Consider the following 24,504-nt stretch of genomic DNA (forward strand, 5'->3'; position numbering starts at 1 on the left):
AAACAAAATACTCAAAAAGGTACAGGGAGATTAACTATGTCACAAAAAGCTAATTATACAAAAATAAACTCCGAAATGTGGGATGAGTGGGCTTCAGCTGGAGGAGAATGGTCATTAGCTATTAATCATCAAGACTTTGTAGATGCAACTCAAGGTATTTTTGATATTTACTTAACACCTTGTAAGGCTGTTCCACATAACTGGTTTATTCCATTTAAAAAAGCAAAAATATTGGGACTTGCTAGCGGAGGAGGACAGCAATGCCCAGTTTTTGCAGCACAACACGCGGAAGTTACGGTTTTTGACTACTCTGATAAGCAATTAGAATTAGAAAAAATGGTGGCCACTAGAGAAGGGTATTGTATTGATTTAGTTAATGGAGATATGAGTAAGACATTTCCTTTTGAAGATGAGACGTTTGATATGATTTTTAATCCCGTATCAAACTGCTATATTCAAGATGTTGAACACGTTTGTCAAGAATGTTTTAGAGTTCTTAAAAAAGGTGGCGTTCTGCTATCCGGCTTTGCGAATCCTGCTCTCTATTTATTTGGAGAAGATGAGAAAGAATTACAAGTGGTTAATAAATTACCTTATGATGGAACTAAAAACACGTTGGAAAATGATGAAGAACCGCTTAATACACCTATTGGTAATGTAACTTTTGCTCCCGGAGCTCGTAATAACTGGCACTCCCATAAAGGTGGACAAGTACTATTAATAACAGGTGGGGAAGGCTGGTATCAAGAAGAAGGAAAATCAGCACAATTACTTAAAAAAGGTGATGTTGTGAACATTCCACCCAATGTGAAACATTGGCATGGTGCAACAAAGGATAGCTGCTTTGTGCACTTAGCAATGACACCAGGAGAAACGGAGTGGCTAGAACCTGTCGATGATGAATGGTTTAATAAGCTATACGCATGACGTATATATGTTGTTTTAAGAAACTGCTTTCATGATTATTCGCTTTCTTGCTTTCAAACTCAATGTCTTATTTTCAACTAAATGATTTTGCAAAAAAAGTAAAAAAACTAATTGTCTTTAAACACGATTAATTTTGTGCTAGCACTCGTAGAATTCTTTAGAATGTGGAGGGGGATAAATGTCGGATGAAAAACAAGTTGCGCTTGTTACAGGAGGCAACCGAGGAATTGGATATGAGTTGGTCAAGCAATTAGCTTCGAGTGGTTTTAAAGTTATTTTGACTAGCCGAAGTTCAGAAAGCGGTGATAAAGTTACGCAATAACTTAGAGAATTAAATATAGATGTTTCATTTGTCTTAATGGATGTAGATGACCAAAAAAGTATCGAACAGGCAGCTACTAAAGTACATGAGCAATACGGAAGAATAGACGTATTAATTAATAATGCTGGCGTGTACTTGGATGAACATCAACACTTGTTAGATATGGATCCCTCTATTGTAGAGAAAACGATGAAAACAAATTTCTTTGGTCCACTCTATGTTATGCGTTCTATTATCCCGCTCATGGAAAAGAGAGGGTATGGAAGAGTGATCAATATATCTTCAGAATATGGAGAAATGAGAGCGTTATCCAGTCCAGGAGTGGGCGCTTATAAATTATCTAAGTTTTCTTTAAATGGATTAACCCGGTTGATAGCTGCAGAAGTGAAAGGCAATATTAAAATAAATGCTGCTGATCCGGGGTGGGTCAGTACAGATATGGGAGGACCCTCTGCTCCGAGAATGCCTGAAGAAACAGCTAAATCTATTTTATGGCTAGCCACAATTGGCCCTGAAGGACCTAACGGAAAGTTTTTCAGAGATAAGAAACAAATCGATTGGTAACAAACGTGAGTAAAGACCAAACAGGATTGATAAAGAGAAAAGCTGTATGTAAAACTAAATAGATTATTACTTAAAGCCTAAGCCCTTTCTTCAGAAAGGGCTTAGGTTTTAGATATATGCTTTTATAATAAAGAATGATGTTAGTTTCTGTTAAGAATAAGGGACGTAGTAAATTAATAATCACATAGCTCATTTAGAGAGTTTTTGTACAGGGGCGAATCTGTAGACTCTTAAAAAGATAGTTATTAAGCTTAGGATCAATGATAGAATTCCCACTAATATAACGTATTGGGTACCTAATTGTGAAATAAACACTCCACCTGCAGCTGTACCAACTGTGGTTCCTATATTAGCGGATGTTACAAATAATCCATTAGCAAAATCCGGAGCTTCAGGAGCTGCAGATGTAATCCAATACTGATTAATGTTGTTCCCGATACCAGCGAATATTCCCCAAACTAACGTAATAATTACCATAGGTACAGTGAATTGTCCGGTTAAGAAAAGAATAATATAAACGATTCCTAATAAGAATGGGTAAGCAGCAACAGGCTTAATTATATCTTTTGTTAATAATTTTCCTGCCACAATATTTCCTATAATGTTTGCTACGCCAAATACAACTAATATTAAACTAACGATAGTAGGAGACAGTTTCGTAACCGTTTTTAGATACTCGGCAAGGTAACTATATACGCCAAATATGGCTGAATTAATTAAAACAACAGTTCCTATAGAAAGCCACGTGATTTTTTTGCGCAATACACTCACTTGTGCACCGTAAGAAAGACTTTCTTTAACAGGCATGGAAGGAAAATATAGTAATGTAGCCATAAATGTTAAAGCATTCACAATAGCGAAAAACAACATAGCTGTTTGAAGCGAAGCGCTACTCGCTAAAAAACTTGCGATGGGCACACCTAATACCATACCAGCAGAGACGCCCATAAGTACCTTAGCAACAGCTTTTGGAGCTTCTTCCTTCTTAACCGTGTTAGCAGCTATCGTAAACGCTGCTGAAAAATAAATAGGGTGAAAGATGGCTGGAATGACACGAGCAATTAGTGCAACGGTAAAGTTTGTTGCAAACAAAGAAACAATGTTACCTACAAGAAAAATACCGAGTACAAGCAGCATAACCGCCTTTCGACTTATCTTTGAAAACAATAGCGGCATCGTTGGACCACACAGTGCAACAGTAAGTGCAAAGGCACTCACTAGCCATCCAGCCTTAGAAACACTGATATGAAAGTGTTCAGCAATGTCAGGTAATATTCCGATTACTCCCATCTCGGTGTTAATGATTCCAAAAACTCCTACGGTCAATATTAAAATAAGCAATTTATTTCGTTTAACCAAAAGAAAACTCCTCTCATTATCTATGTGTAATATAGTATCAGTGTTGGTACATATTCTTTTTCAAACGTGACACCTTATCAAAGCATGAATGTGTTTAGCATTAGCCTCTAGGTGGAGTAAATAAGAATTTATAGCGTTAAGAAGATGTAAAAAGAAAGAGTTCAATTTCTCAGCCTTACGATTGAGAAATTGAACTCTTTATCGTGCCTTTTAATTATTACCAAGGTTGACTTGTCGGTCCAATAGTGAACTCATTGACGTTCGTATCTTCCGGCTGATCAATCGCAAATGCAACAACATTGGCAACACGATCTGGTGAAATACCATATTGTTCGTACAACGCCGTCATACCTTCAGAGCTATTCTTATCCGTAATCGTATCCAACAATTCTGTGTTAATGGCGGCTGGATAAATCGTTGCGGTGCGGATATTCGTACCTTCTTGGGCTGATTCCATACGCAAAACTTCCATCAAGTCACGCACAGCCCACTTTGTTGCACCATAAACTGCTCCGCCTGTATAAGCTTTAAGACCTGCTACTGATGAAGTAGTAATAATATGTCCAGATTTTTGCGATGTAAATGTTGGTAACACGGCTGCAATACCATTCAATACACCTTTAATATTAACATCGACCATACTGTTCCACTCGTCCGTTTTTAATTCTGAAAGTGGTGAATTAGGCATTAATCCAGCATTCAAGAAAATTACATCGAAACCACCAAACGTGTCTTTAGCGAGTTGAACAAGCTGCTTGCTATCCTCTGGATCAACAACATCTGTAACGCGATATGCCACTTGGCCGCCATTCGATTTGATTTCTTCAGCTAATTTTCCTAAACGCTCTTCACGTCTCGCACCAAGTACAACTTTTGCACCTTTTTCAGCTAATAGCTTAGCTGTAGCTTCACCAATACCTGAACTTGCACCTGTAATTACAACTACTTTGTTTTCAATTGTCATTTCGTTTTTTCATCCTTTCAAACATTAATAATGGGGTTTTAGTGTATCCATTCTGACTAAATCCTCCTCTTTGAAGTAATCATTACTTCAAATTCTCGGTAAAGAATGTCTTCAACTTATCGAATGGAATAAGGTTCGTTTTATCGTATAAATCAACGTGTCCTGCATTTGGAACAACGTATAATTCTTTAGGCTCTGCTGCCATTTCATACGCATCTTCACTAAAATAGCGAGAGTGAGCCTGCTCTCCTATAATGAATAAAATCGGTCTTGGCGAAATTGACTTAATATACGTCATAAGAGGGAAGTTCATAAATGACATGCTGCTTGTTATAGTAAATTGCGTAATTGAGTTTGGATGATATCCGCGAGGTGTAGAATAGAACTCACCAAACTCACGGCCAATAGGATCTGTATTGTCGTCAAATCCAATTGGTGCTCCTCTTGGAGTCAGTACTGGTTGGCCGCCTTCAAACTCCGCATAACGTTGTTCAGCAATTGCATCAAGCATCTCGTTACGCTCTTTCTCAGTTAATGTATCGTTGAAACCTTGAGATTGCGCACGAGAGATATCGTACATGCTGACCGTAGCTACGGCCTTGATTCGTCTGTCAACCTGAGCTGCACTAATTGCAAAACCGCCGCTTCCACACATACCGATAGCACCAATTTGATTTCTATCTACAAATGGACGTGTACCTACATAATCAACGGCTGCACTGAAATCCTCTACGAACAAATCCGGTGAGGAAAGGTGTCTAGGCTCTCCGCCGCTATATCCGTTGTACGATGGATCAAAGGTTAGGGCGACAAATCCACGCTCTGCCATGTTTTGAGCATAAATACCAGCACCTTGTTCTTTAACGCCACCATAAGGCGAACCGATAATAACGGCTGCATGCTTTTTTGAATCATCACAGTCTTTTGGTAAGTAAAGATCTGCTGCAATGTTAATTCCAAATCTGTTCGTGTATGAAACAGACTTTCTGATTACATTCTCGCTTAGTTCAAAAATATAGTTACCTGTCGATGCCATGGTTTACAACCCTCTTCCTTTATTTTTTAACTTCATCTAGAATGAACACCTTTGTTCATACCATCTGTCTATGAGATTGTTTATTCAGCTATTATCATATTTACCTATACGGGTTACGGTATATAATTTGTGTATATCAAGTCTACAATCTACTTGGGCTTAGAAAGTATGAATAACGGGTTTCATCCCAAAATAAATAGTATATTCAGTTGATAAAAGGTGACTAGTAATACTCTTTCAACTATAGTCCCATATACGTATTAATGAATCAAAAACACTTTTAAAATAATTTGCTGGTTAAGCCGAAGGGAACATTTTTCGTCTTTTATGCAACTTTTCTAGTCACTAAACAAAAAATACAATTGATGCTTTAACAACATCTGTCTATAATTTATAATACAAATATACGCAAAACAAGGGATAAAAATCGTTGATTTCATTGGATTTGTTGCTTAGACAACAAATGAATAAAAATTGTCGAATATCTTGATAAAGAAAGGGGATTCATAACATGGTGAAAGTAGATAGAAGAATAGCTAGAACCCAAGAAGCAATAAAAAAAGCTTTCCTTGAGTTAATGTCAGAAAAAAATTTCGATGGTATTACAATTCAAGACATTGCTGATCGAGCAAATATCAATCGGGCAACTGTTTATCTTCATTATTTAGATAAATTTGATCTGTTGGATAAGGTTATGGAAGAGCATATTACAAACATGAGTGATTTTTGTGAATCAGAAGCTGAAATGGATTGGATTGAATCGACTGTACACTGCATGGAATATCTTGAAAGCAATTATTTGTTTTTTTCAACGATGCTAGCAAGTGAAGGAGCTCGATATTTCCGTAGTCGGTTTGTTCAACACAATATCGAAGAGTTTAAAAAAGATGTTGATATAACAAAAGGAAAAAACTTAGGTCAAAACGAAGAGATAGTAGTTGAGTTTGTTGCCAATGCTTACGTTGGCGTAGTGGAGTGGTGGCTCAAAAATGAAATGCCATATTCACCGAGAGAAATGGCAGAAAAAGTAGGAGAGCTTTTAGAAAGAAATTTATAAGCCTAGGTTTGGTTGAACAAAAGCTTCAAAAGAGTAAAATTATCCACCTCCTATTCTTAATTATAGTATCTTTTTGTTTTAATATGGTAATAAAGGGTAATTGTTCTAATAATCACCTAAAAATAGGAGGAGATCAAATGAGAAAAGCGAAACAAGCTGTTGTAGCTTCTGCCGTAGGTTTAGCTGTGTTAGCGATGCCATTAGCTCTACCGAATTTAGGAGGTTCTGCAGGCTCCGCAGAAGCTGCAGAAGTGGGAGGAGACGTAACAGTTGATACCGTAGCCATAGGACAAGCGATTGCAGATGCGGCTAAAACAGCCGACAATCGAAGTGGGTTCGTCAAGGGAGCAATGGAAAAAGCGTTTTTTGAATCGGGTCAACAATATAATGTAATGGTCATGAATTTGAGTCAAAGTTATAATTCAGATCAATTACAAGGTGTTCAGTATTTTGATACCGTAGATTATGATGGTATTACGTATGGAGTCTGGATATTTGAAGAAGGAACATTTATTAATGAAGGTGATGGAGGTTATGATAACTGGGCCTTCAGAGGTTGGTTTGAACGCACAGGAGATGACGAGAAAACAGTCAATTTTCATAGACCTTAATTAAAAATAGAGATGAAGATAAAACGAGATCCCCATCAGGGAAAAAAGCCTTTACCGTCAAGGTAAAGGCTTTTTTCATTTAATAAGTTTTTGTTTTAATTAAATTAAAGGAGAAAAAGCTTATAAGTGAAATTCATTAATTTTAAGGAGTATCTTATGAAAAAAGCAGTTGGTATACTTCTTATTTTACTGTGTTGTATACACCAAAGGGTTGAGGCAGCTAATCAACCTTCATTAACTCCTATAGTACATCATGAAATCTACGTTTCTCCTACAGGAGATGACAAAAACCTAGGTACTAAAAGTAAACCTTTTAAAACACTAAGAAGGGCAAGTGAAGTAGCTCAACCTGGAACTACGGTTTATATCAGGGGCGGCATCTATTATGAGCAATTAATCATTAGTCGTTCAGGTACTAAACAAAAGCCTATTATTTTTAGGAACTATAAAAGCGAAAAGCCACTTATTAGTGGAGAGAAAATAAAGAGGCGTTCTACAGACGGAGGGCTAGTTAGCATAGAAAATAAGAGTTACATAACAATTCAAGGTTTGAATATAGGTCATTTTTCTACTTCTAAGAAACAAAACACACCATGTGGTATCTTAGTAGAGGGAAGTGGGAAAAACCTTCGAATCATTAATAATCATGTTTTCGATGTTAAGACTGCACATAAAAATGGAAACGCACATGGAATAGCTTTTTATGGATCCAAAGCGCCACGTCCATTACAAAACATTGAAATATCGGGAAACCTACTTGAAAACCTAACCTTAGGTTTTAGTGAAGCGCTGATTTTAAATGGGAATGTTAAAGATTTTATGGTCAATGCCAATACAATTCGAAACGTTGATAATATTGGGATTGACGTAATTGGCTTTGAAAAAGTAGCTCCTATCGAGAAATATGACCAAGCCCGTGAAGGACTTATTAGTGAAAACCATATTTACAACGTCAGCAGTTATTCAAACCCTGCTTATAAACATGCATACTCCGCTGGCGGAATCTACGTAGACGGAGGAAAAGATGTTACTATCGAGCATAACGTTTCAAGTCATAACGATATAGGAATAGAAATTGCAAGTGAACACTACGATAAACAAACTAGCAATGTTCAAGTCATAGGGAATATGATTTATAAGAATCGTTTTACGGGAATTTCAATCGGAGGCTATGATAAAAAACGTGGAGGGACGATAAATACTCTTATTAAACATAATATTTTATACGGAAATGATACGATGAACATGGATGGTGGTCAATTACTAATGCAATATCATGCAATTCATAACACTATCAACAATAATGTTATGGTTTCAGTAAAATCTAATTTGCTTCTAGCCAATCTTCATTACTCAAATAAATATAATCAACTTAGTAATAATGTATATCTAAATAAAAGTAGAGATACAACGAATCGATGGATATGGAAGGGGCAAGAAATAGAAAGTCCTACCATTATATCCCCTAAGCTTTTTAATAAAAGTTTCTTTTAAGAAGATATTCTTTATTGAGTTGTTTGCTGGGATTCTGGAATTCTGTTTGAGTCTGGAAAATTATTCACTGCACTATCTGCTGGTTATACTTTTTATTTCATTATAATATGGGCTTGGTAAGAGGGTAGCTGCTTTAGACCGCAAAGTATGGTTTCCCTCCTTTAGTCAATAGATTACACTAAAGTTAGTAATTACATTAAGATTAGTAGCAAAAACTAGCTAATCACTTCACAGGCCATTAGAGTGTTTTTGCTGCTAATACATAAATGTGAAAAGAGCGCATTTCCAGAAAAGCGCCGTTTTATTGAATAAGCATTTTCTTCAAATATTTTCATTTTAGTAATGTATATTTCAGTAAACCCCTTATATAAAACGTCACTTACTTGGTACCGAGTTGTTCCGCCAAACCGATTAGAAGTCCTTCGACTCCACGAATGTAGCAGAGTCGATACGAGTCCTCGTACTGAACCACTTCGCCAACGAGCTGAGCACCATACTTAGTGAGTCTGGATACCATTTCATCAATGTCTTCAACGGTAAACATGACGCGTAGATAACCGAGGGAGTTTACAGGAGCAGCTCGGTTATCTGATATAGGAGGTGGGGTGAGAAATCGCGAAAGTTCAAGTCGGCTGTGGCCATCGGGGGTAACCATCATAGCAATCTCTACACATTGAGAACCCAGCCCGGTTACGCGACCAGCCCATTCACCTTCAACAGTGGCTCGTCCTTCGGGGCTCAAGCCAATCTCCTCAAAGAAAGAAATTGCGTCATCAAGGGATTCTACAACGATACCGACATTGTCCATTCTTAGTAAGTTGTTTTTTGCCATAGTTTTATCTCCTTATGTGTGAAAATTTATTGATCATTCTCATAATTATTCTATTAAAAAGTTACAAATTCCTTCCAAACGCGCTAATGGAGTAAAAGGAACTCAAATTGTAGGACGAGTCTCACTGTCTAGAGAGATAGTAGATTTCTTTCAGATGAAGTTACCGGCAGTTGCAACAACTGTAATTCGATTTTTAGGTGCTATTACCATGTTATTTGGGATCTTAAGTTTATTGGCAATGATTCTAATACTGGTAATAAACCATTGGTTCGGTCGACGTTCTTACCGTCTAAATCATGTACTTAATAATCGTATTGAAGAAGAGGCAGGTACTTATTCCATCGGTTGGGATTTTAATGCTCAATATGAAGATAAAGGGTAATTGAGCGAAAGTGTGAAGGCGTTCCTCGAGTATCTGTTTATTCAAATGGATTGCAAGAAGATTTATTCTGTTTCTCTATATGAGTTGCGCTTATTTAGGTGCAACACGATAGTCTTGCATAAAAACACCCCAATCATTAGAGTTTTTTATCTAACAATTGGGGTGCAGTGTAAGCTGTGGGAAAGGTGTTTTACACTTTTATTAGTTTTCGTTTTCTCTATCGTTATCAATACCATTATTGTTGTTAATATTATCACTATATTTGAAATCAATAATTCTTTTTCTAATTTCTTCTCTAATTTCAGGGTTTTCTTTTAAGAAAATCTTAGCGTTTTCTCGTCCCTGTCCTAACCGCTCCTCATTGTATGAAAACCAAGATCCAGACTTTTGAACAATATCTACTTCAGAACCGATATCTAAGATTTCTCCTTCTTTTGAGATACCTTCTCCATACATAATATCTACTTCAGCAATGCGGAAAGGAGGTGCCATTTTATTTTTGACTACTTTAATTCTTGTTTTATTACCAACTATGTCATTTCCTAGTTTAAGTTGTTCAGCACGGCGAACCTCAAGACGAACGGAAGAATAGAATTTTAGTGCTCTTCCACCTGGCGTTGTTTCCGGATTTCCAAACATAACGCCTACTTTCTCCCTGATTTGGTTGATGAAGATGGCAATGGTTTTGGACTTATTGATTGCTCCAGATAGTTTACGAAGAGCTTGAGACATCAAACGAGCTTGTAGACCTACGTGAGAATCTCCCATTTCTCCTTCAATTTCTTTTTGTGGAACTAATGCTGCTACTGAGTCAACAACAATAATATCTACAGCACCACTTCTAACTAATGCTTCAGCAATTTCAAGTGCCTGTTCACCAGTATCTGGTTGAGATAACAGCAGCTCATCAATATCTACACCTAGTTTTCTTGCATAAACTGGATCCAGTGCGTGTTCAGCATCAATAAAGGCAGCTCGACCTCCATTTTTTTGTACTTCTGCAATTGCGTGTAAGGAAACGGTTGTTTTACCTGAACTTTCAGGCCCGTAAACTTCCATAATTCTTCCTTTGGGATAACCATTAATTCCAAGAGCTATATCTAAAGCTAATGAGCCGGAGCTAGATGCCTCAACTTTTGTATGTGTGCCTTCTCCCATCTTAATAATTGATCCTGTGCCGAATTGTTTTTCAATTTGTTTTAGAGCCATATCTAGTGCTGCTTTTTTATCATTCATAATTTGAAACCTCCGATTGTTATTACGTTTACAATAAACGCCAAGGTATTTCGATAAAGAATAAGAGTTGGCTCAAATGTTTTTGCTCCGTGCGAGAAAGTTTTGTGTTTAACTGTCTTAGTTTGTTCTGTTATTCCTTTATTCATCTCTAAACCCTTAATATCGAACAAATGTTCTTGTTATGTAATCATACAATAAACGCATCTAATTGTAAAGACGAAAGTTCTTCTACAAACTAGCTAGAAGAATATCTTATATTCATAAAAAGTAAGTTTATGCTTTTACATAAGTTAAATTAAATAAGAACCATTTTTAAATTTGTATGTATATGAATCTACCAATCTGATTAGACTAATAACGTATTCCTCATATTCCTAGTTACTATAAAACAGTTTTAAAGTAGATTATGCTAAATTCTTATTAGATAAACCAGGATTAAATTTCACCTCAAATGTACGTGAGGAAGTAAAAGGTAATCAAGTAAACCATTTCGGCTTCCAAGTAGAAACTCTTGAAGAAATCAATTCTCATATATCACGATTAGAAAATGAGGGATTCTTTGCTCGTGAAGAGATGAATACAACTTGCTGCTACGCTGTACAAGATAAATTTTGAATAACAGATCCTGACGGAAACGAATGAGAATTCTTCTATACAAAATCAAATAGCGAGGTTGATAAGACTGAGGATAACGTTGGACCAACTGAAAAATCACCTGCAAATAATTCTTGCTGTTAATTCTCCATCTTAAAATACAGCTCTTATTAGTAAGAATTATAAATGCGATTCTTGAGCAAACTACCCAAGACTCCGTGAGGCATCACACCAAATTTCCTATTCTAAACATGGGAAACCTACTGTACAGGAGCAGTAGGTTTTTCTATTTTTCGACTATATATGATATGCAATCTTAGTTAACATAAAGCTTGTACTTGAAAGTTATGAGCACAAAAAAATAACCATATTTTCAAATAAATAGGTATGATATATAATAAGCCTTTACTCAAAATATTTTGAAGGGAAATGTAATATGATAATTTCTAAGTCACGCAAAAAACATAAAGTGAAGCACCTAGAACCTGCAAGTATCTTGTTCGTAGGTTTTTTAGGATTAATATTGCTGGGAACCGGCTTATTAATGATCCCTGCTGCTACAAGTGATAGACATCATTTAAGCTTTATTGATGCTCTTTTTGAAGCCACTTCTGCTGTATGTGTAACAGGCCTAGCTGTGGTAGATACCGGAACTACATTTACTTTATTTGGACAGCTCATTCTGCTTGTGCTCATCCAAGTTGGTGGATGGGGATTCATGACTATTGGTATACTCATGTTTATTGTACTAGGTAAAAAAATTGGATTACAACAAAGGTTAATACTTAAAGAATCTCTAAATGCTTTTTCGCTGCAAGGCGTTATTGCATTAGTCCAACGTGTTGTGCTAATTACATTGGCTGTGGAAGGTATTGGAGCGCTTATCCTAGCTATTCGTTGGTCACAAGAAATGAGCTGGGGAAGAGCAATCTATTATGGGATATTCCATTCTATATCGGCTTTTAACAATGCCGGATTTGGTTTGGAACCAGACAATTTAAGTAAATGGGTAGGAGATCCAACCGTAAATATTATGATTACGTTACTTTTCATAATAGGTGGAACTGGATTTTTTGTCATTGCAGATATTTTTCGGAAACGAAATATAAGGAAGTTTTCTCTTCACACTAAAATTGTATTAGTTTCAACTATCCTACTAAATGTCGTGAGCACACTAATTATTTTTGCTTTAGAATATAATAACCCTCATACTTTAGGCCAATTGAGCATGGGCGATAAATGGTGGGCAGCTTACTTTCAAGGAGTAGTTCCCCGTACTGCTGGTTTTAATACCTTGGATATTGGGGCACTAACATTACCTTCGAAAGTGTATATGATGGGGCTTATGTTTATTGGAGCAGCCCCAGGATCAACAGGCGGTGGAATTAAAATAACGACGTTTGTCTTAATATTATTTGCTTTATGGTCAGTATTGACAAATAAAGAAGAGATTAATGTTTTTCGACGCCGAATTCCTAAATCGCTTGTTTATAGAGCTTTTTCTATTGCTACTTCTGGAATTATTTTTGTTTCTATTATTTTCTTTCTACTTACAATCACAGAAGAAGGTGTAGATATGTCTACTCTTTTGTTTGAAACGTTCTCTGCTTCCGGAACAGTTGGATTAAGTGCTAACTTTACAGGCGACTTAAGTCCTATCGGACGAGTTCTCATTACGATTATGATGTTCATTGGCAGAGTGGGGCCTCTTACTATTGGTTTTGTGCTTGCAATTCGCTCAAATAAGCAATCTAAAATTCGGTATGCAGAAGAAAAGATTCTTATTGGCTAAGAAATCTACTTTAAATATATACTTTGGTCAACATGTTCATAATTGTCGGAAGGCTTAAAAAAGCAGCCCCATTCTTTAGGGCTGCTTTTAATTAACTATATTATCCCATCTATATTCATGAAAACGTAGGGGATTGCCTTTCTTGTGCAAAAAAAGACGCCTATTATGGCACCTATATCCAATGAAATAGTTTGGAAAAAGGGAAAGATGTTAACTCTAAGAATTAACATGATCTTATTTGGTTTTTACCCTACTTAAAAGGTTCTTAATATGTCTTATCTCCGTTAAAGATAGAATTCTTTACAATAACATAATCAACATTACGAATTGCTTCTAGTTTATTTCCTCCCGCATAAGAAATAGAAGACTGAAGATCTTGCTCCATTTCTATAAGAGTATTTTTCATAGACCCTTTGTGTTTTACCAACATCTTTTTACCTTCTACATTTTTCTTTTCACCTTTTTGGAATTCAGAGGCAGAACCAAAGTATTCTTTATATAGAATTCCGTCTTTCTCAACTGATTCACCTGGAGACTCTTCATGTCCAGCAAATAGTGATCCAATCATTATCATGGACGCACCAAATCTGATTGATTTCGCAATATCACCATGAGTACGAATACCACCGTCTGCAATGATAGGCTTGCTTGCTGCCTTTGCACACCAACGCAAAGCTGCTAATTGCCAACCACCCGTTCCAAATCCAGTTTTAATCTTTGTAATACATACTTTCCCTGGTCCAATTCCTACTTTTGTTGCATCAGCACCAGCACGCTCTAGATCTCTTACTGCTTCTGGAGTTCCCACATTTCCTGCAATAACAAAGCTATGAGGCAAGTATTTTTTTATATGCTGAATCATCTGTATAACGGCATCTGAATGACCATGTGCGATATCAATCGTAATGTATTCAGGTGAAAGTTCTTCTTCTGCTAGTTGTTGGATAAATTTATATTCCTCTTCTTTAACTCCTACACTAATAGAAGCAAATAACCCACGTTCTTTCATATCTTTAACAAAAGACATTCGCTTCTCTGGCTGAAAACGATGCATTACATAAAAATAGCCGTTTTCTGCTAAGTAAATTGACAGTTTTTCATCTATAATTGTTTGCATATTGGCGGGCACGACAGGTAGCTTAAATTTACGCTCCCCAAACGTTATAGTCGTATCACACTCAGTCCTGCTGTTCACTACTGATTTCGCAGGAATTAGCTGGATATCTTCGTAATCAAACACATTTTCCATTAAATACACCTCTAAAAACGAATAATTAATAATTAAAAACTAACAAAAGTTCGTGCTATGATAATATAGTTTATTTCTATAAGTATGTCAAAAATTTAGCCTATTTATGCTACATAATCAGTTCAAATCTGCACCTAAGCTCAATTATTTAAGCTTAGTTCTCATGTTAGAATATAGGATATCAACGACCAATTAAACCAAAGGATAATGAACATTTATAAGATGTATACTCTATACAATTGTAGTTAAAATAATGGTTTTTCTAGGAGCCTAACACCTAAAAAAACATTTCTATTTCATTGTGTTGCTTCTCACTTGTTCTAAAATGTTTAATGTTTTTGCCTGCTATTTAAAAAAATCACTCTACTGAGTGATTTTCTTTGTTTAAGGCTAAACTTTTACTAAGAATGAGTGTTATAAAACAAGAATCTATAGGTGAAAAAGAAAACACGGCTACTAATGAAACAACTAACAATGACTCCAATGCTACGCTTCCTACTACTCTTTCCATTATTGCGTTAGTATTAGGCATTGTTTCATTAATTTTAAGTTTAAGAAGAAAGAAGCAGAGCTAATTATTAAAAAAAGATATAAAAATAAAAGTAAGCTAATTCGTCTGAAGATTAGAGTTAACTTTTGTTTTTTATTAAAAGTTCGATTATACAGCAATCTAAAAACGCAGGTTAACAAATGTTAACCTGCGTTTTCTATTCTTATTTATTGATTATTACGATATACATAAGGGTCATCTGGTTTTTCTTCACGTTTTACTTTTGTTACTTTTACAATAGGAATTGTCTTTTTAAATGGTTGATAATACATCGTACTTACTTCACCCGTTACCGTTACCCAATCATCATTTTTAAATGATACATCATCCGGAAATTGAACTAACATACCAAACACACCTGAATCAGCTATACAATGAATGATACCAAAACGAAATAAAAAGTACTGATTGTCTTTTAATTCTTTCGTGTGGTACATAAATCCCTTAAACTTAATTTGTTTTCCGGTAAACTCACCAGGATATCGATAAATGGTTTCCATTGCATTTAAAAACTCTTCATCTTCTAAATTAATGGTTTTTCCTTTTGAAAACTTTTTTAAATCCTTATGAATCATTTTATCGTATGCATCTTCTCCATAAAAAGAACTCGTATCTGGCTGTAGAAACTGATGCGAAGAGTAAGGATCTTTTTTATCATAAATAGGAAAATGAAATCCTTTTGCTTCAACAATATTTGAATCGAGTGTAGCTACAGGTAAAAAGAAGACAGTTACAACAGGTAAGAAATAAAGAGGGTACCATGCCCGTCTTTTCCACTTGTTCGGTGATTCATGACTATGACCGCATCGGCAGTCACAATTATGGTCATGACCTTGCTCTTTCTCATCAGATCCTGTCATATAAAAAACTAGTTCTGCAATAGTTAAAAACCACAGTAAAAAAATCGTTCCATATGAAATCCATGAATATTTCATGTTTATATATTTTGAAATATCTCCAGTGGCATGAAGATGCATAAAAATCATAGTAAAGCCTAATAAAATCAAAACCCTAAACATAAATGTCCCTCCTTATTAATGAACAATGAGTAGAGATAGGACTAGTACGAGAATAAACACGTATGCAAATAGTGAGAAAACAAATTTTGTCTTAAATTGACTCAACATCATTAATGTATTTTTTATATCAAACATAGGGCCAAATACTAGAAAGGCAATAACTGCACTATCATTAAATGTACTTCGAAACGATGAAGCAATAAAAGCATCAGCTGAAGAACATAGCGATAAAATATAAGATAGGCCCATCATTACTACATTTGAAGATACTGCTCCATGCCCGAGAGCCATGAGGGTAGAGGTCTTTACATAAGTTTGCATGGCGGCCGCGATTAACCCACCGATAATGACAAATTTTCCAACAGAAAAGAATTCATCAATAGTATGTTTAAGAGCATCTCCTATTTTTTCACTCATCTTCTTGGAAGCAGTGTGTGCATGGATTTCATTTTTAACTTGTGGCGTTTTAAATTGAAAGGCTAAAATTAAACCTACTGTTAAAGATACAAGAAAGGCAACAACACCACGTTCAATCATGATTTTCCAATCGTTACCGAAAGCTACAAAAGTCCCGAATAGGACAACAGGATTAATAATAGGGCCTGTTAACATGAACGGAATAGCAGCATATAAGGGAACCCCTTTTGCCATTAAACGTCTTGTAATAGGAACAATCCCACATTCACAAGCTGGAAATAAAGCCCCAATTACACTTGCCAGAACAATTGCCCCAAATTTATTTTTAGGGATAGCTTTTGCCATCATTTCATCCGTTACAAAAATTTGAATAATACCAGAAATAATTACACCTAGTAATATAAAAGGTAAAGCTTCAATTAAGATACTTATAAAAATGGTGTTCATTTGTAAAAGAGATGAACTCATTATACTCACTCCAACTAAGAAATAATCATGTTGTTTTCTATTTGTTTCTAAACATAGAAAAAGCCCCTTTAAATAGAGAGGAATATCACTTATAAACAGTGATATTACACTATTTACCTAAAGGGGATAAGCTTACAATTAAATGCATATATACAATAGCCCTAATAAAAAATGATCTTGATAACATAAATAAAGAGTAGTCTCTAGGAAAGTGAACTTAATCAAAACCAGATCCTTTAATATTTACATGAACATTTCTTTTTACTTTACCATAGAAAAATGAAAGGTTGGTGAAATGCCGTTTAACAATTTCTTATTCTTAATTCTAAACATACATTTTACAATACTCTAGCACAATAATTTGAGTATGTAAATGATGGATGGTATGCAGCTAGATCGTAGTGGCCTACCCTAAAACTGTCATATATTCTTTTTAGTTACCAGGACCTATCAGTTGTTCACCTTGGTAAAGTTCGTATACGTATGGGTTATCCGGTTGGGGAATGTCCTCAATCTGTTGAACTTGAACATAAGGGACATCTTCTCCATTATACGTAGTTTTTTGTATTATCCCTTTTATACGAACCCAGCTATCGTTTTTTAATGTTGACGCATTTTCCAATTTAGATAATAAACCGTATACAGATGCATCTGCTGCACAACAAGAGATACCAAAGCGAGCAACAACAAATTGGTTATCTTTAAATCCTTTTTCACGATATACAAAGCCATTGACCTCGATTTTTTTCCCAATGAACTGCTCTGTGTTGTTTTCAATAATATTCATAACTGGAATATAATCGGTGTCATTTATAGAAATCTTCGTTTGTTTGACTAGCTTCTTTTCAAGTAATTCATAGAGACCTTTAGGAGCCACTTTAGCAGCAATACTATTTTGATGTGTTGTCGGAACATTCTTTGGTGCTTCCTCTGAATTTCCAGACAATAAATCATTCGTATCTTTTTCTAGTTCTGAATTAGTGGCGTCAATGTTTTTATCACTTCCGGTTTGTTGCTGAGTATCAGGTTCAGTAACTGAAAAAGTTAATCCTCTTTTTACTGCAACGGAACTATCAAGTGTGTGATTAGAAAATAAAAAGCCCGTCATAATAGGTAATAGAAATAAAGAGTAAATAAACGTTGTTCGAATTTTGCCTTTTTCCGCATGATCATGACCGCATTCACAAGTTAGATCCTTATTTACGCTACTTCGCCAAATTTGGATAATGCCCAACAAAAAAAAGGTGCCAGAAGAAAATAATATAAAAGGCATCATTTTGGGCGCGATAAATTGAACGATTTTACCCGTTAATATGAGTTTAAACATAAGTAGTGAAAAGCCAATTAGTAATATCCCCCTTATATAGAGAACAAACTGCTGATCAATTTTTTTCATACCACTTCTCCTATCTACTTACTAACTATTCCATAAGTCATGCCGACGAGATACACAATCACAGTGATGATAAAAATAAGGCTAAATGCGAAACGTTTTTTAAAAAAAGATAATAGCATAATTGTGTTTTTAAAATCGATCATAGGCCCATATAGTAGAAAGGCAAGAAGAGCTGTAGGTGAAAATGTATGAGAAAAAGATGAAGCAACAAAAGCATCTGCTTCTGAACAAAGTGACAGTACATAGGCAAATCCCATCATAACGGCAGAAGACATAAAATCATTGCTTGCAAGGCTTGTTAATAGGTGTCTATCTAAAAAGGTTTGAAACAGGCTGGCTACGAGTGCACCAAATAATAAGTATTTGCCCATGTCGAAAAATTCATCACCGGCATGATATAACGTTTGTTTTAATTTGTTGCCTACGTTTGCTTCTTCATGTTCGTGAACATGTACATGCCGTAGCTGATTCGAATTTTTAAAAAAGAAATAAACGGATAAACCAATTAACAGACAAGCCACAACAGCCAGGCCCATACGACTGTAGACTATGGAAGTATTTGATTGAAAGGCATAAAAAGTAGAAGCAAAGACAATGGGGTTTAAAATAGGTGCACCCACTAGAATGGCAACGCCAATGTGAAGAGGCAATCCTTTTTTTAATAATCTCCTTATAACCGGAATAATGGCACATTCGCAAACAGGTAAAAGAGCACTTACTAGAACAGCTGGTAAAAGAGCTATATATGGATTTTTTGGAATCAGACGTTGAATGAGTTCTTCAGAAACAAATACTTGAATAAGAGCAGATGCAAATACTCCGAGCAAAATGAAGGGTATAGCTTCAAGTACAATACTTAAAAAAATGGAATTTACATTTAATAGAGATGCTGGAATAGCTAAATCATTTGTATTTATATCCACAAAGAAAAAGCAGTAACCAAAAAGCCCTAGTAACAGCACACCTATTAGGTCTTTACTTAACTGTGATAGAGTTGTCATAATCTATCGTTCCACCTCCAATTACTAGAACTATATGATAGAGTTTGAACAAATTGTGCAGCTAATAAAAAAGAGTTAATATAAAATCTCAAGACAAGTACAATTTTACATACGCTATATAATATATAAAAAATTTTATTGGAAAAAGATAAAAAAACTTAAAAATAATAATTTTACACCTTTAATAAAACGTAGTGTTTACGATTTACTTTATATACTATGTGAAAAGTATAAGCTAAAGAACTGAGAAAAATTAACACATTTAGTTTTTCAATTTCTTAATTGAAATTTAGTAATAAGAATATAGTGAATTTTTCAAGAACATAGTTACTAATTGGGGATTTGGCTTTATGTAATCTCATAGTTTCATTGTAAAATATTATGGAAATATATTTTTGGAGGATTAGGCTCAAATAAATAGATAGCTTTTCGTAAAGAAACCAACGAGACAGTCGATTCCATAATATTCTTACCGTTAACGTAAAGGAAATTGAAAGTAGTACGGTAAATTGGACACTAAACTAAATTAACAGGAAGATGACTGACTAAGACAGTATATAGAATTTCTTATAAATATTACTCTTTATAATCTGTTTTAGGATAACAATATTTTTATTATCATTCATATTTATTGCTTTTGAGTTAACATTTTTCCTTAAGGAAAAATTCATGGTATAAAGAAAAATATTTGGCTCATTATAATACTAAATATGGATATAGTGAGAGTGGATATATGAATTATTTGTACGGTGGAACCTTCTTGTTTGTTGGCCTATTTTTGATTAATCTTTTGTTTTCATATCAAAATAAGCATATTGATCCAGCTTTTTGGGCTACATTAAAATATCAAATTTACGCTTTCCCGTTATTTTTAATCGCTAATATGTTAATTGGATATGGAATCAAATTTGGATTTAAAGCTGTTCATAACTTAACATTTGTTTTACTGACATCGAAAGGGATGGAAATAATAATTGCCGTATTAATGGGTTACCTTTTTTTAAAAGAAGCTCCTACATGGAAAACCTTACTAGGAATTTTCATTATGGTCATAGGGGTAGTTATTTCTAAAATGAAGTAGAGAGGTGAAATTTCATTATAAACTAATTAAAAAGAGAGAGGTATTATAAAGAAATCAATAAAATGTTCTTTAACTATCAAATAAAGAGACTTTAAACATCTACAATAAAGAAAAAGCATGAAAAATAATCCCTTTCATGCTTTTTTGTATAAATTAATTCTTTCTATAAAGAATATATCTATTGTTATCCTAAAACGGAAAGAATTTTATTACTTACTTGTACGTAATAAAATTTACAGTATTTTAATACTTATATTGTTATAAAATATATAAGTTGGTAAAATAAGAGAAAAAGATTGGTGGTATCTAGAAATTGATGAGTATTAAAGAAAAGATACTGATGAAGCATGCAGAAAGAAAATTACATAAATTACAAATCGATCTTGTGCATTTCATTCCAGGAAGAATTAGACTTCGATCAACTGTTTGGAAAGAAAATAAAAAACTAGTTGAATTAATTATTTTAAATTTAAAATCTCAAGCTCTCGTCTATGACGCAGTATTTACACCAGATACGGGAAGTTTACTTGTTACATATAATGCTTTTCATATGACAACTAGCAAAGAAATCGAAGAGTGGTTTCAACTTATTGAGCAAATATATCAAGAAGAATCTAGAATTTAAGGAGAGGGAGGAATAAGCATGCTTCCTACTGTAATTGGTTTAGGTGCCTCTTTTATTGCTCCTAAAATTATGTCTCAATTCCGTGATCAAAAAATAAAAGTATTACATGCGATGCCAGGGCGGCTGCGTATACAATGTGACAGCTGGAAGCACCGTATCATTGCACATGCTCTAACAGAAGAAGTAAAAAAACATCCTCTTATTCTAACATCAAAAGCTTCAGAACTAACGGGAAGTTTAGTGCTTCAATTTGTTGTACCGCATATTAACCAGGAAGAGCTAGACGAACTGATGAGTTATATCGTACAAATAGCATCTAACGCCATTTTAAACAAAGATGCTACCTTAATGAATGGTATGGCTAACACACTTGGATTAATAGATAAAGGGATTAAAAAGCAAACCAATGGCTTTGCTGACTTTGATAGTTTATTTGTTCTGTTTTTATTAGGAAAAGGAATTCAGACCTTTGGAAGTGCGTCTGCGTTTTCTGCCAGCTTACTTTATTGGTCATACAACATCATTAAGGGTAAGGGGGAAAAGAATAGGTGATGGTGTTTGGGATAAAGGTAGCTCATTCTCTTCCTGGAAGAACCCGGTTTTATATACCTAAACAGCTAGAAATAAGTCATATTGAAACTTGGTTACGCTCTTTTCCAGGGGTATATTCTGCAAACTATAATCAAGTAACCGGAAGTCTACTTATTTATCATCATATTACTCTCTCTTTATACAATCTAAAATCATTCATCTATAAATATAAACACAAACTTAAGCAAGCAACATATTCATGGAAGAAAGCTATACCAATCCTAGCTTGTGGGACTATATTTTTAGTTAATTGGTATCTGCAACGTTCTTCGTATCCTTCTATAGTAAAGGCAGTTTCCTATTGGCTTAGCACCCTTACTGCTATCAGTGCTCCTTATGAGGTAATTAAAGACGGCATTGTTCATGTCCTAAAGGAACGAAGAGGGAATGCCAATACATTAACAGCTGCCTCTATATTTGCTTCTTTGTATATGAAGAATCCAGGATCCGCTTTAATTATTACTTTGATGTCTACTATTAGTGAGCTATTAACAGACTATACGTCTGAACAAACCAAGCATTATATTCACTCCGTCCTAAAATTAGACGTCTCATATGCTTGGAGAGTAAAGGAAAAGGGCGTTGAAGAAAAGGTTTTAGTAGAGGATATTCAAGTTGGTGATCAGGTTGTTGTGTTTACTGGAGAAAAAATTCCTGTAGATGGCATTATAATAGAGGGGAACGGTACAGCAGATGAAGCTTCCATTACTGGGGAGTATATGCCGCGAGAGGTAAGTGGCGGAGATAATGTGTACGCTGGAAGTGTCTTGCAGAGTGGACACATTACAGTGACAGTGGAGAAAGTAGGAGAGGATACGTCTCTTTCTAAAATTATAAAACTGTTAGAGGAAGCACAAGATAAACGCGCTCCTATTCAGAATATAGCCGATACAGTAGCTGAAAAAATGGTGCCTGTTTCTTTTGGCTTAGCACTACTTACATTTTTCTTCACTCGAAATCTTAATAGGGCTATGAGTATGTTAGTTATTGATTTTATTTGCGGGATTAAATTATCAACGGCCACAGCTTTATACGCATCCATTGGACGTGCTGCTAAAGAAGGAGCTATTGTTAAAGGCAGTGATCATATTGAAAAGATGTCTAAGCTAAATACAGTTATTCTTGATAAGACCGGAACTATTACAGAAGGAGCGCCTGTGGTTCAGCAAGTGATTGCTGCTGAAGGCTTTAATCAAGAAGATGTCATTCGTTTAGCTGCAGCAGCTGAGAAAAATTCTACCCATCCTATTGCTGATGCAATTATAAAACAAGCAAAAGACTGGAACATTTTGATTCCTATTAGAGACAATAATGCTCAGGTAGAAACAACGGTAGGAAAAGGAATCTCCACTTGGTTAAATGGCAAAAAAGTTGTTGTTGGAAGTTTACGTTTTATGAATGAATTAAAGATTAAAACAACTACCTTACTTCAACAAATGCAAAACGACGAAAATGTGATTTATGTAGCTTATGATCAAACACTTGTAGGAGTAGTTAGTATTTTTGACAAAATACGTTCTGGTATGCACCGCGCAGTGCATAATCTCCGTCATCAAGGTATTAACGACATCATTATGCTCACAGGAGACAAGAGAACGGTCGCAAGAGAAATGGCGCGTCGTTTAAAATTGAACTGGTATCATGCAGAGGCTTTGCCAGAGGATAAAGCCTCTTATGTAAAAAGGTATAGGAGAACAGGGGCTGTCATGATGGTAGGTGATGGCATTAATGATGCTCCAGCTCTAGCTCATGCCCATGTAGGTGTAACGATGGGCGCTAAACGAACAGATATTGCTTCAGAAGCCAGCGACGTTATCATTACGTCTGATAACCCAGAGATGCTTTCTGAGTTAGTTGGATTGTCTAGAAAGACAATGAACATTATTAAACAAAATTTTGTTGCCACATTTGCTATTAATGGTATAGCAATTTTATTCGGTGCTTTAGGTATCTTCTCTCCAATTGTGGGAGCAGCTATTCATAATGCCGCCACTATTGGTGTAGTAATAAATAGTGCAAGAATTTTATGGTTAGGGAGGTAAAGCAATGAATCCCAAATTCTACGTTCTGCATGATATACCAGGTCGTATTCGATTTCATATCCCCGCATTGAGAGATAAGAAAAATCATGTGGAAATTGAGCATATGTTTTCTGCTTTAAAAGGTATAACGAGTGTGAGAATAGAACCTACCATTCAAACAATGCTTATTCACTACGATGTTTCACAACTTTCTCGCAATACCATTTTTCGTTATGTATCTATTTTTTTTCAGCAAACTCGTTTAGATCCACTAGATGATATTATGATTCAAATGGATCCTGCCACACGAAATGATTGGCTACGTACACTGTTTTCCGGAGGATTACTCCTACTAGCAGGTATTCGAAAATCATCTTTTTATAAACCAGATGCACTTGTATATGGGGCAGTAGTCGCAACAGGTTACACGGTCTTGTCTCATGGTACGAGTAATAAAATGAGGCACCCAGACATTTTAACCGGCATTGTTACGATGTTATCTCTAGGGCCATCAAACATGCTCTATGTAGCGATGATTACATGGATTGTAAATGTGTTGGAATTGTTACATGAAAAGCAGAAAGTGCAATCACAAAAGTTATCTGCAATTACTTAAGATATTCATTCATGCTCTTTGTATGAATTGATATAAAAAAACTTATGATTATGGGGGAGTTTTATAATGATTAACCGCGATTTTCTAATGGGATTTGTATCAGGAACAGTGGTAGGCGCAGTAGGCTACCGTTTATATGAACAAAATGGTGGTCAGCTACAACGTCTAGTCCAGCCTAAACAGGCATATGGTGGACAACAAGCTATTTCATCTTATCAACCTTCTATGGAAGAGCTTCAAGCACAGAAAGAGCGTTTAGAAGATATGATTGCTGAGCTACAAGTAAAATAATAATAAAAA

Annotated in this window: 22 protein-coding genes and 4 pseudogenes; 16 read left to right on the forward strand and 10 right to left on the reverse strand. The window is 35.2% G+C overall.

Annotated features, from left to right (window positions below):
• Positions 1-75: 75 nt before the first annotated feature.
• The 3 pseudogenes from ACN6NE_RS19925 to ACN6NE_RS19935 form a co-directional block, all read left to right on the forward strand.
• A pseudogene (locus tag ACN6NE_RS19925) lies at positions 76-465 on the forward strand (class I SAM-dependent methyltransferase); the annotation flags it as partial.
• 174 nt (positions 466-639) lie between these two features.
• Positions 640-927 (forward strand): annotated as a pseudogene (locus tag ACN6NE_RS19930) (cupin domain-containing protein); the annotation flags it as partial.
• 178 nt (positions 928-1,105) lie between these two features.
• Positions 1,106-1,813: pseudogene (locus ACN6NE_RS19935) on the forward strand (SDR family oxidoreductase).
• Positions 1,814-2,002: 189 nt separating this feature from the next.
• On the opposite strand, the gene ACN6NE_RS19940 reads toward ACN6NE_RS19935, so the two are convergent.
• From ACN6NE_RS19940 to ACN6NE_RS19950, 3 genes are all read right to left on the reverse strand, one after another.
• Positions 2,003-3,172: an MFS transporter gene (locus ACN6NE_RS19940; protein ID WP_474326811.1), complete on the reverse strand. Its 1,170-nt coding sequence runs from the start codon at positions 3,170-3,172 to the stop codon at positions 2,003-2,005.
• Between the two features lie 217 nt (positions 3,173-3,389).
• The gene (locus ACN6NE_RS19945) at positions 3,390-4,136 is read right to left on the reverse strand and encodes an SDR family oxidoreductase (protein WP_129707633.1); all 747 of its coding nucleotides are present in this window, start codon (positions 4,134-4,136) and stop codon (positions 3,390-3,392) included.
• An 82-nt stretch (positions 4,137-4,218) separates the two neighbouring features.
• A complete protein-coding gene (locus ACN6NE_RS19950; protein ID WP_474326813.1) occupies positions 4,219-5,172 on the reverse strand; it encodes an alpha/beta hydrolase in 954 nt (317 codons plus the stop codon).
• Positions 5,173-5,683: 511 nt separating this feature from the next.
• Between ACN6NE_RS19950 and ACN6NE_RS19955 the strand changes: the two genes are divergently transcribed.
• The 3 genes from ACN6NE_RS19955 (at position 5,684) to ACN6NE_RS19965 (ending at position 8,334) form a co-directional block, all read left to right on the forward strand.
• Complete coding sequence (locus tag ACN6NE_RS19955) at positions 5,684-6,229, forward strand: TetR/AcrR family transcriptional regulator (RefSeq protein WP_129707637.1); 546 nt, start codon at positions 5,684-5,686, stop codon at positions 6,227-6,229.
• A gap of 137 nt (positions 6,230-6,366) precedes the next feature.
• Complete coding sequence (locus ACN6NE_RS19960; protein WP_474326815.1) at positions 6,367-6,840, forward strand: stress protein; 474 nt, start codon at positions 6,367-6,369, stop codon at positions 6,838-6,840.
• A 156-nt stretch (positions 6,841-6,996) separates the two neighbouring features.
• Complete coding sequence (locus tag ACN6NE_RS19965; protein WP_474326817.1) at positions 6,997-8,334, forward strand: DUF1565 domain-containing protein; 1,338 nt, start codon at positions 6,997-6,999, stop codon at positions 8,332-8,334.
• 379 nt (positions 8,335-8,713) lie between these two features.
• Here ACN6NE_RS19965 and ACN6NE_RS19970 read toward each other — a convergent pair whose 3' ends face one another.
• Positions 8,714-9,166 carry a VOC family protein gene (locus ACN6NE_RS19970; RefSeq protein WP_474326819.1) on the reverse strand — a complete coding sequence of 151 codons (453 nt, stop codon included), beginning with the start codon at positions 9,164-9,166 and terminating at the stop codon, positions 8,714-8,716.
• Positions 9,167-9,233: 67 nt separating this feature from the next.
• On the opposite strand from ACN6NE_RS19970, the gene ACN6NE_RS19975 reads away from it, so the two are divergent.
• Positions 9,234-9,548 (forward strand): ABC transporter six-transmembrane domain-containing protein, encoded by a 315-nt coding sequence (locus ACN6NE_RS19975; RefSeq protein ID WP_474326861.1) that lies wholly within the window; start codon positions 9,234-9,236, stop codon positions 9,546-9,548.
• A gap of 201 nt (positions 9,549-9,749) precedes the next feature.
• Here ACN6NE_RS19975 and recA read toward each other — a convergent pair whose 3' ends face one another.
• Positions 9,750-10,784: a recombinase RecA gene (gene recA, locus ACN6NE_RS19980; RefSeq protein WP_474326821.1), complete on the reverse strand. Its 1,035-nt coding sequence runs from the start codon at positions 10,782-10,784 to the stop codon at positions 9,750-9,752.
• A gap of 396 nt (positions 10,785-11,180) precedes the next feature.
• Between recA and ACN6NE_RS19985 the strand changes: the two are divergent.
• Positions 11,181-11,522, forward strand: a pseudogene (locus tag ACN6NE_RS19985) (VOC family protein); the annotation flags it as partial.
• 292 nt (positions 11,523-11,814) lie between these two features.
• Positions 11,815-13,170, forward strand: coding sequence for a TrkH family potassium uptake protein (locus ACN6NE_RS19990; RefSeq protein WP_474326823.1), 1,356 nt, complete (start codon positions 11,815-11,817; stop codon positions 13,168-13,170).
• Between the two features lie 265 nt (positions 13,171-13,435).
• Here ACN6NE_RS19990 and guaC read toward each other — a convergent pair whose 3' ends face one another.
• The gene (guaC, locus tag ACN6NE_RS19995) at positions 13,436-14,419 is read right to left on the reverse strand and encodes a GMP reductase (protein WP_057242603.1); all 984 of its coding nucleotides are present in this window, start codon (positions 14,417-14,419) and stop codon (positions 13,436-13,438) included.
• A gap of 380 nt (positions 14,420-14,799) precedes the next feature.
• On the opposite strand from guaC, the gene ACN6NE_RS20000 reads away from it, so the two are divergent.
• Complete coding sequence (locus ACN6NE_RS20000; RefSeq protein WP_474326826.1) at positions 14,800-14,994, forward strand: hypothetical protein; 195 nt, start codon at positions 14,800-14,802, stop codon at positions 14,992-14,994.
• A 142-nt stretch (positions 14,995-15,136) separates the two neighbouring features.
• Here the strand turns inward: ACN6NE_RS20000 and ACN6NE_RS20005 are convergent, their stop codons facing one another.
• The 4 genes from ACN6NE_RS20005 to ACN6NE_RS20020 all read right to left on the reverse strand — a co-directional run bounded on the left by ACN6NE_RS20005 (position 15,137) and on the right by ACN6NE_RS20020 (position 19,270).
• Entirely contained in the window at positions 15,137-15,988 is an 852-nt protein-coding gene (locus ACN6NE_RS20005) for a TIGR03943 family putative permease subunit (protein ID WP_474326828.1), read from the reverse strand.
• Positions 15,989-16,003: 15 nt separating this feature from the next.
• Complete coding sequence (locus ACN6NE_RS20010; RefSeq protein WP_129707651.1) at positions 16,004-16,873, reverse strand: permease; 870 nt, start codon at positions 16,871-16,873, stop codon at positions 16,004-16,006.
• A 433-nt stretch (positions 16,874-17,306) separates the two neighbouring features.
• The gene (locus ACN6NE_RS20015; protein ID WP_474326830.1) at positions 17,307-18,269 is read right to left on the reverse strand and encodes a TIGR03943 family putative permease subunit; all 963 of its coding nucleotides are present in this window, start codon (positions 18,267-18,269) and stop codon (positions 17,307-17,309) included.
• Positions 18,270-18,283: 14 nt separating this feature from the next.
• Positions 18,284-19,270 carry a permease gene (locus ACN6NE_RS20020; RefSeq protein WP_474326832.1) on the reverse strand — a complete coding sequence of 329 codons (987 nt, stop codon included), beginning with the start codon at positions 19,268-19,270 and terminating at the stop codon, positions 18,284-18,286.
• Positions 19,271-20,003: 733 nt separating this feature from the next.
• On the opposite strand from ACN6NE_RS20020, the gene ACN6NE_RS20025 reads away from it, so the two are divergent.
• The 6 genes from ACN6NE_RS20025 (at position 20,004) to ACN6NE_RS20050 (ending at position 24,495) form a co-directional block, all read left to right on the forward strand.
• Positions 20,004-20,351 (forward strand): EamA family transporter, encoded by a 348-nt coding sequence (locus ACN6NE_RS20025; protein WP_129707657.1) that lies wholly within the window; start codon positions 20,004-20,006, stop codon positions 20,349-20,351.
• A gap of 316 nt (positions 20,352-20,667) precedes the next feature.
• Complete coding sequence (locus ACN6NE_RS20030) at positions 20,668-20,976, forward strand: HMA2 domain-containing protein (RefSeq protein WP_240702638.1); 309 nt, start codon at positions 20,668-20,670, stop codon at positions 20,974-20,976.
• A gap of 18 nt (positions 20,977-20,994) precedes the next feature.
• Positions 20,995-21,528, forward strand: coding sequence for an HMA2 domain-containing protein (locus ACN6NE_RS20035; protein WP_474326835.1), 534 nt, complete (start codon positions 20,995-20,997; stop codon positions 21,526-21,528).
• Positions 21,528-23,609 carry a heavy metal translocating P-type ATPase gene (locus tag ACN6NE_RS20040; RefSeq protein ID WP_240702646.1) on the forward strand — a complete coding sequence of 694 codons (2,082 nt, stop codon included), beginning with the start codon at positions 21,528-21,530 and terminating at the stop codon, positions 23,607-23,609. The genes ACN6NE_RS20035 and ACN6NE_RS20040 overlap by 1 nt, the downstream gene beginning before the upstream one ends.
• Positions 23,610-23,613: 4 nt before the next feature.
• Positions 23,614-24,204, forward strand: a complete 591-nt coding sequence (locus tag ACN6NE_RS20045) for an HMA2 domain-containing protein (protein ID WP_129707663.1) — start codon at positions 23,614-23,616, stop codon at positions 24,202-24,204.
• Between the two features lie 66 nt (positions 24,205-24,270).
• The gene (locus ACN6NE_RS20050) at positions 24,271-24,495 is read left to right on the forward strand and encodes a hypothetical protein (protein WP_129707665.1); all 225 of its coding nucleotides are present in this window, start codon (positions 24,271-24,273) and stop codon (positions 24,493-24,495) included.
• Positions 24,496-24,504 lie beyond the last annotated feature (9 nt).

It is taken from the genome of Priestia sp. 53B2 (assembly GCF_056099005.1).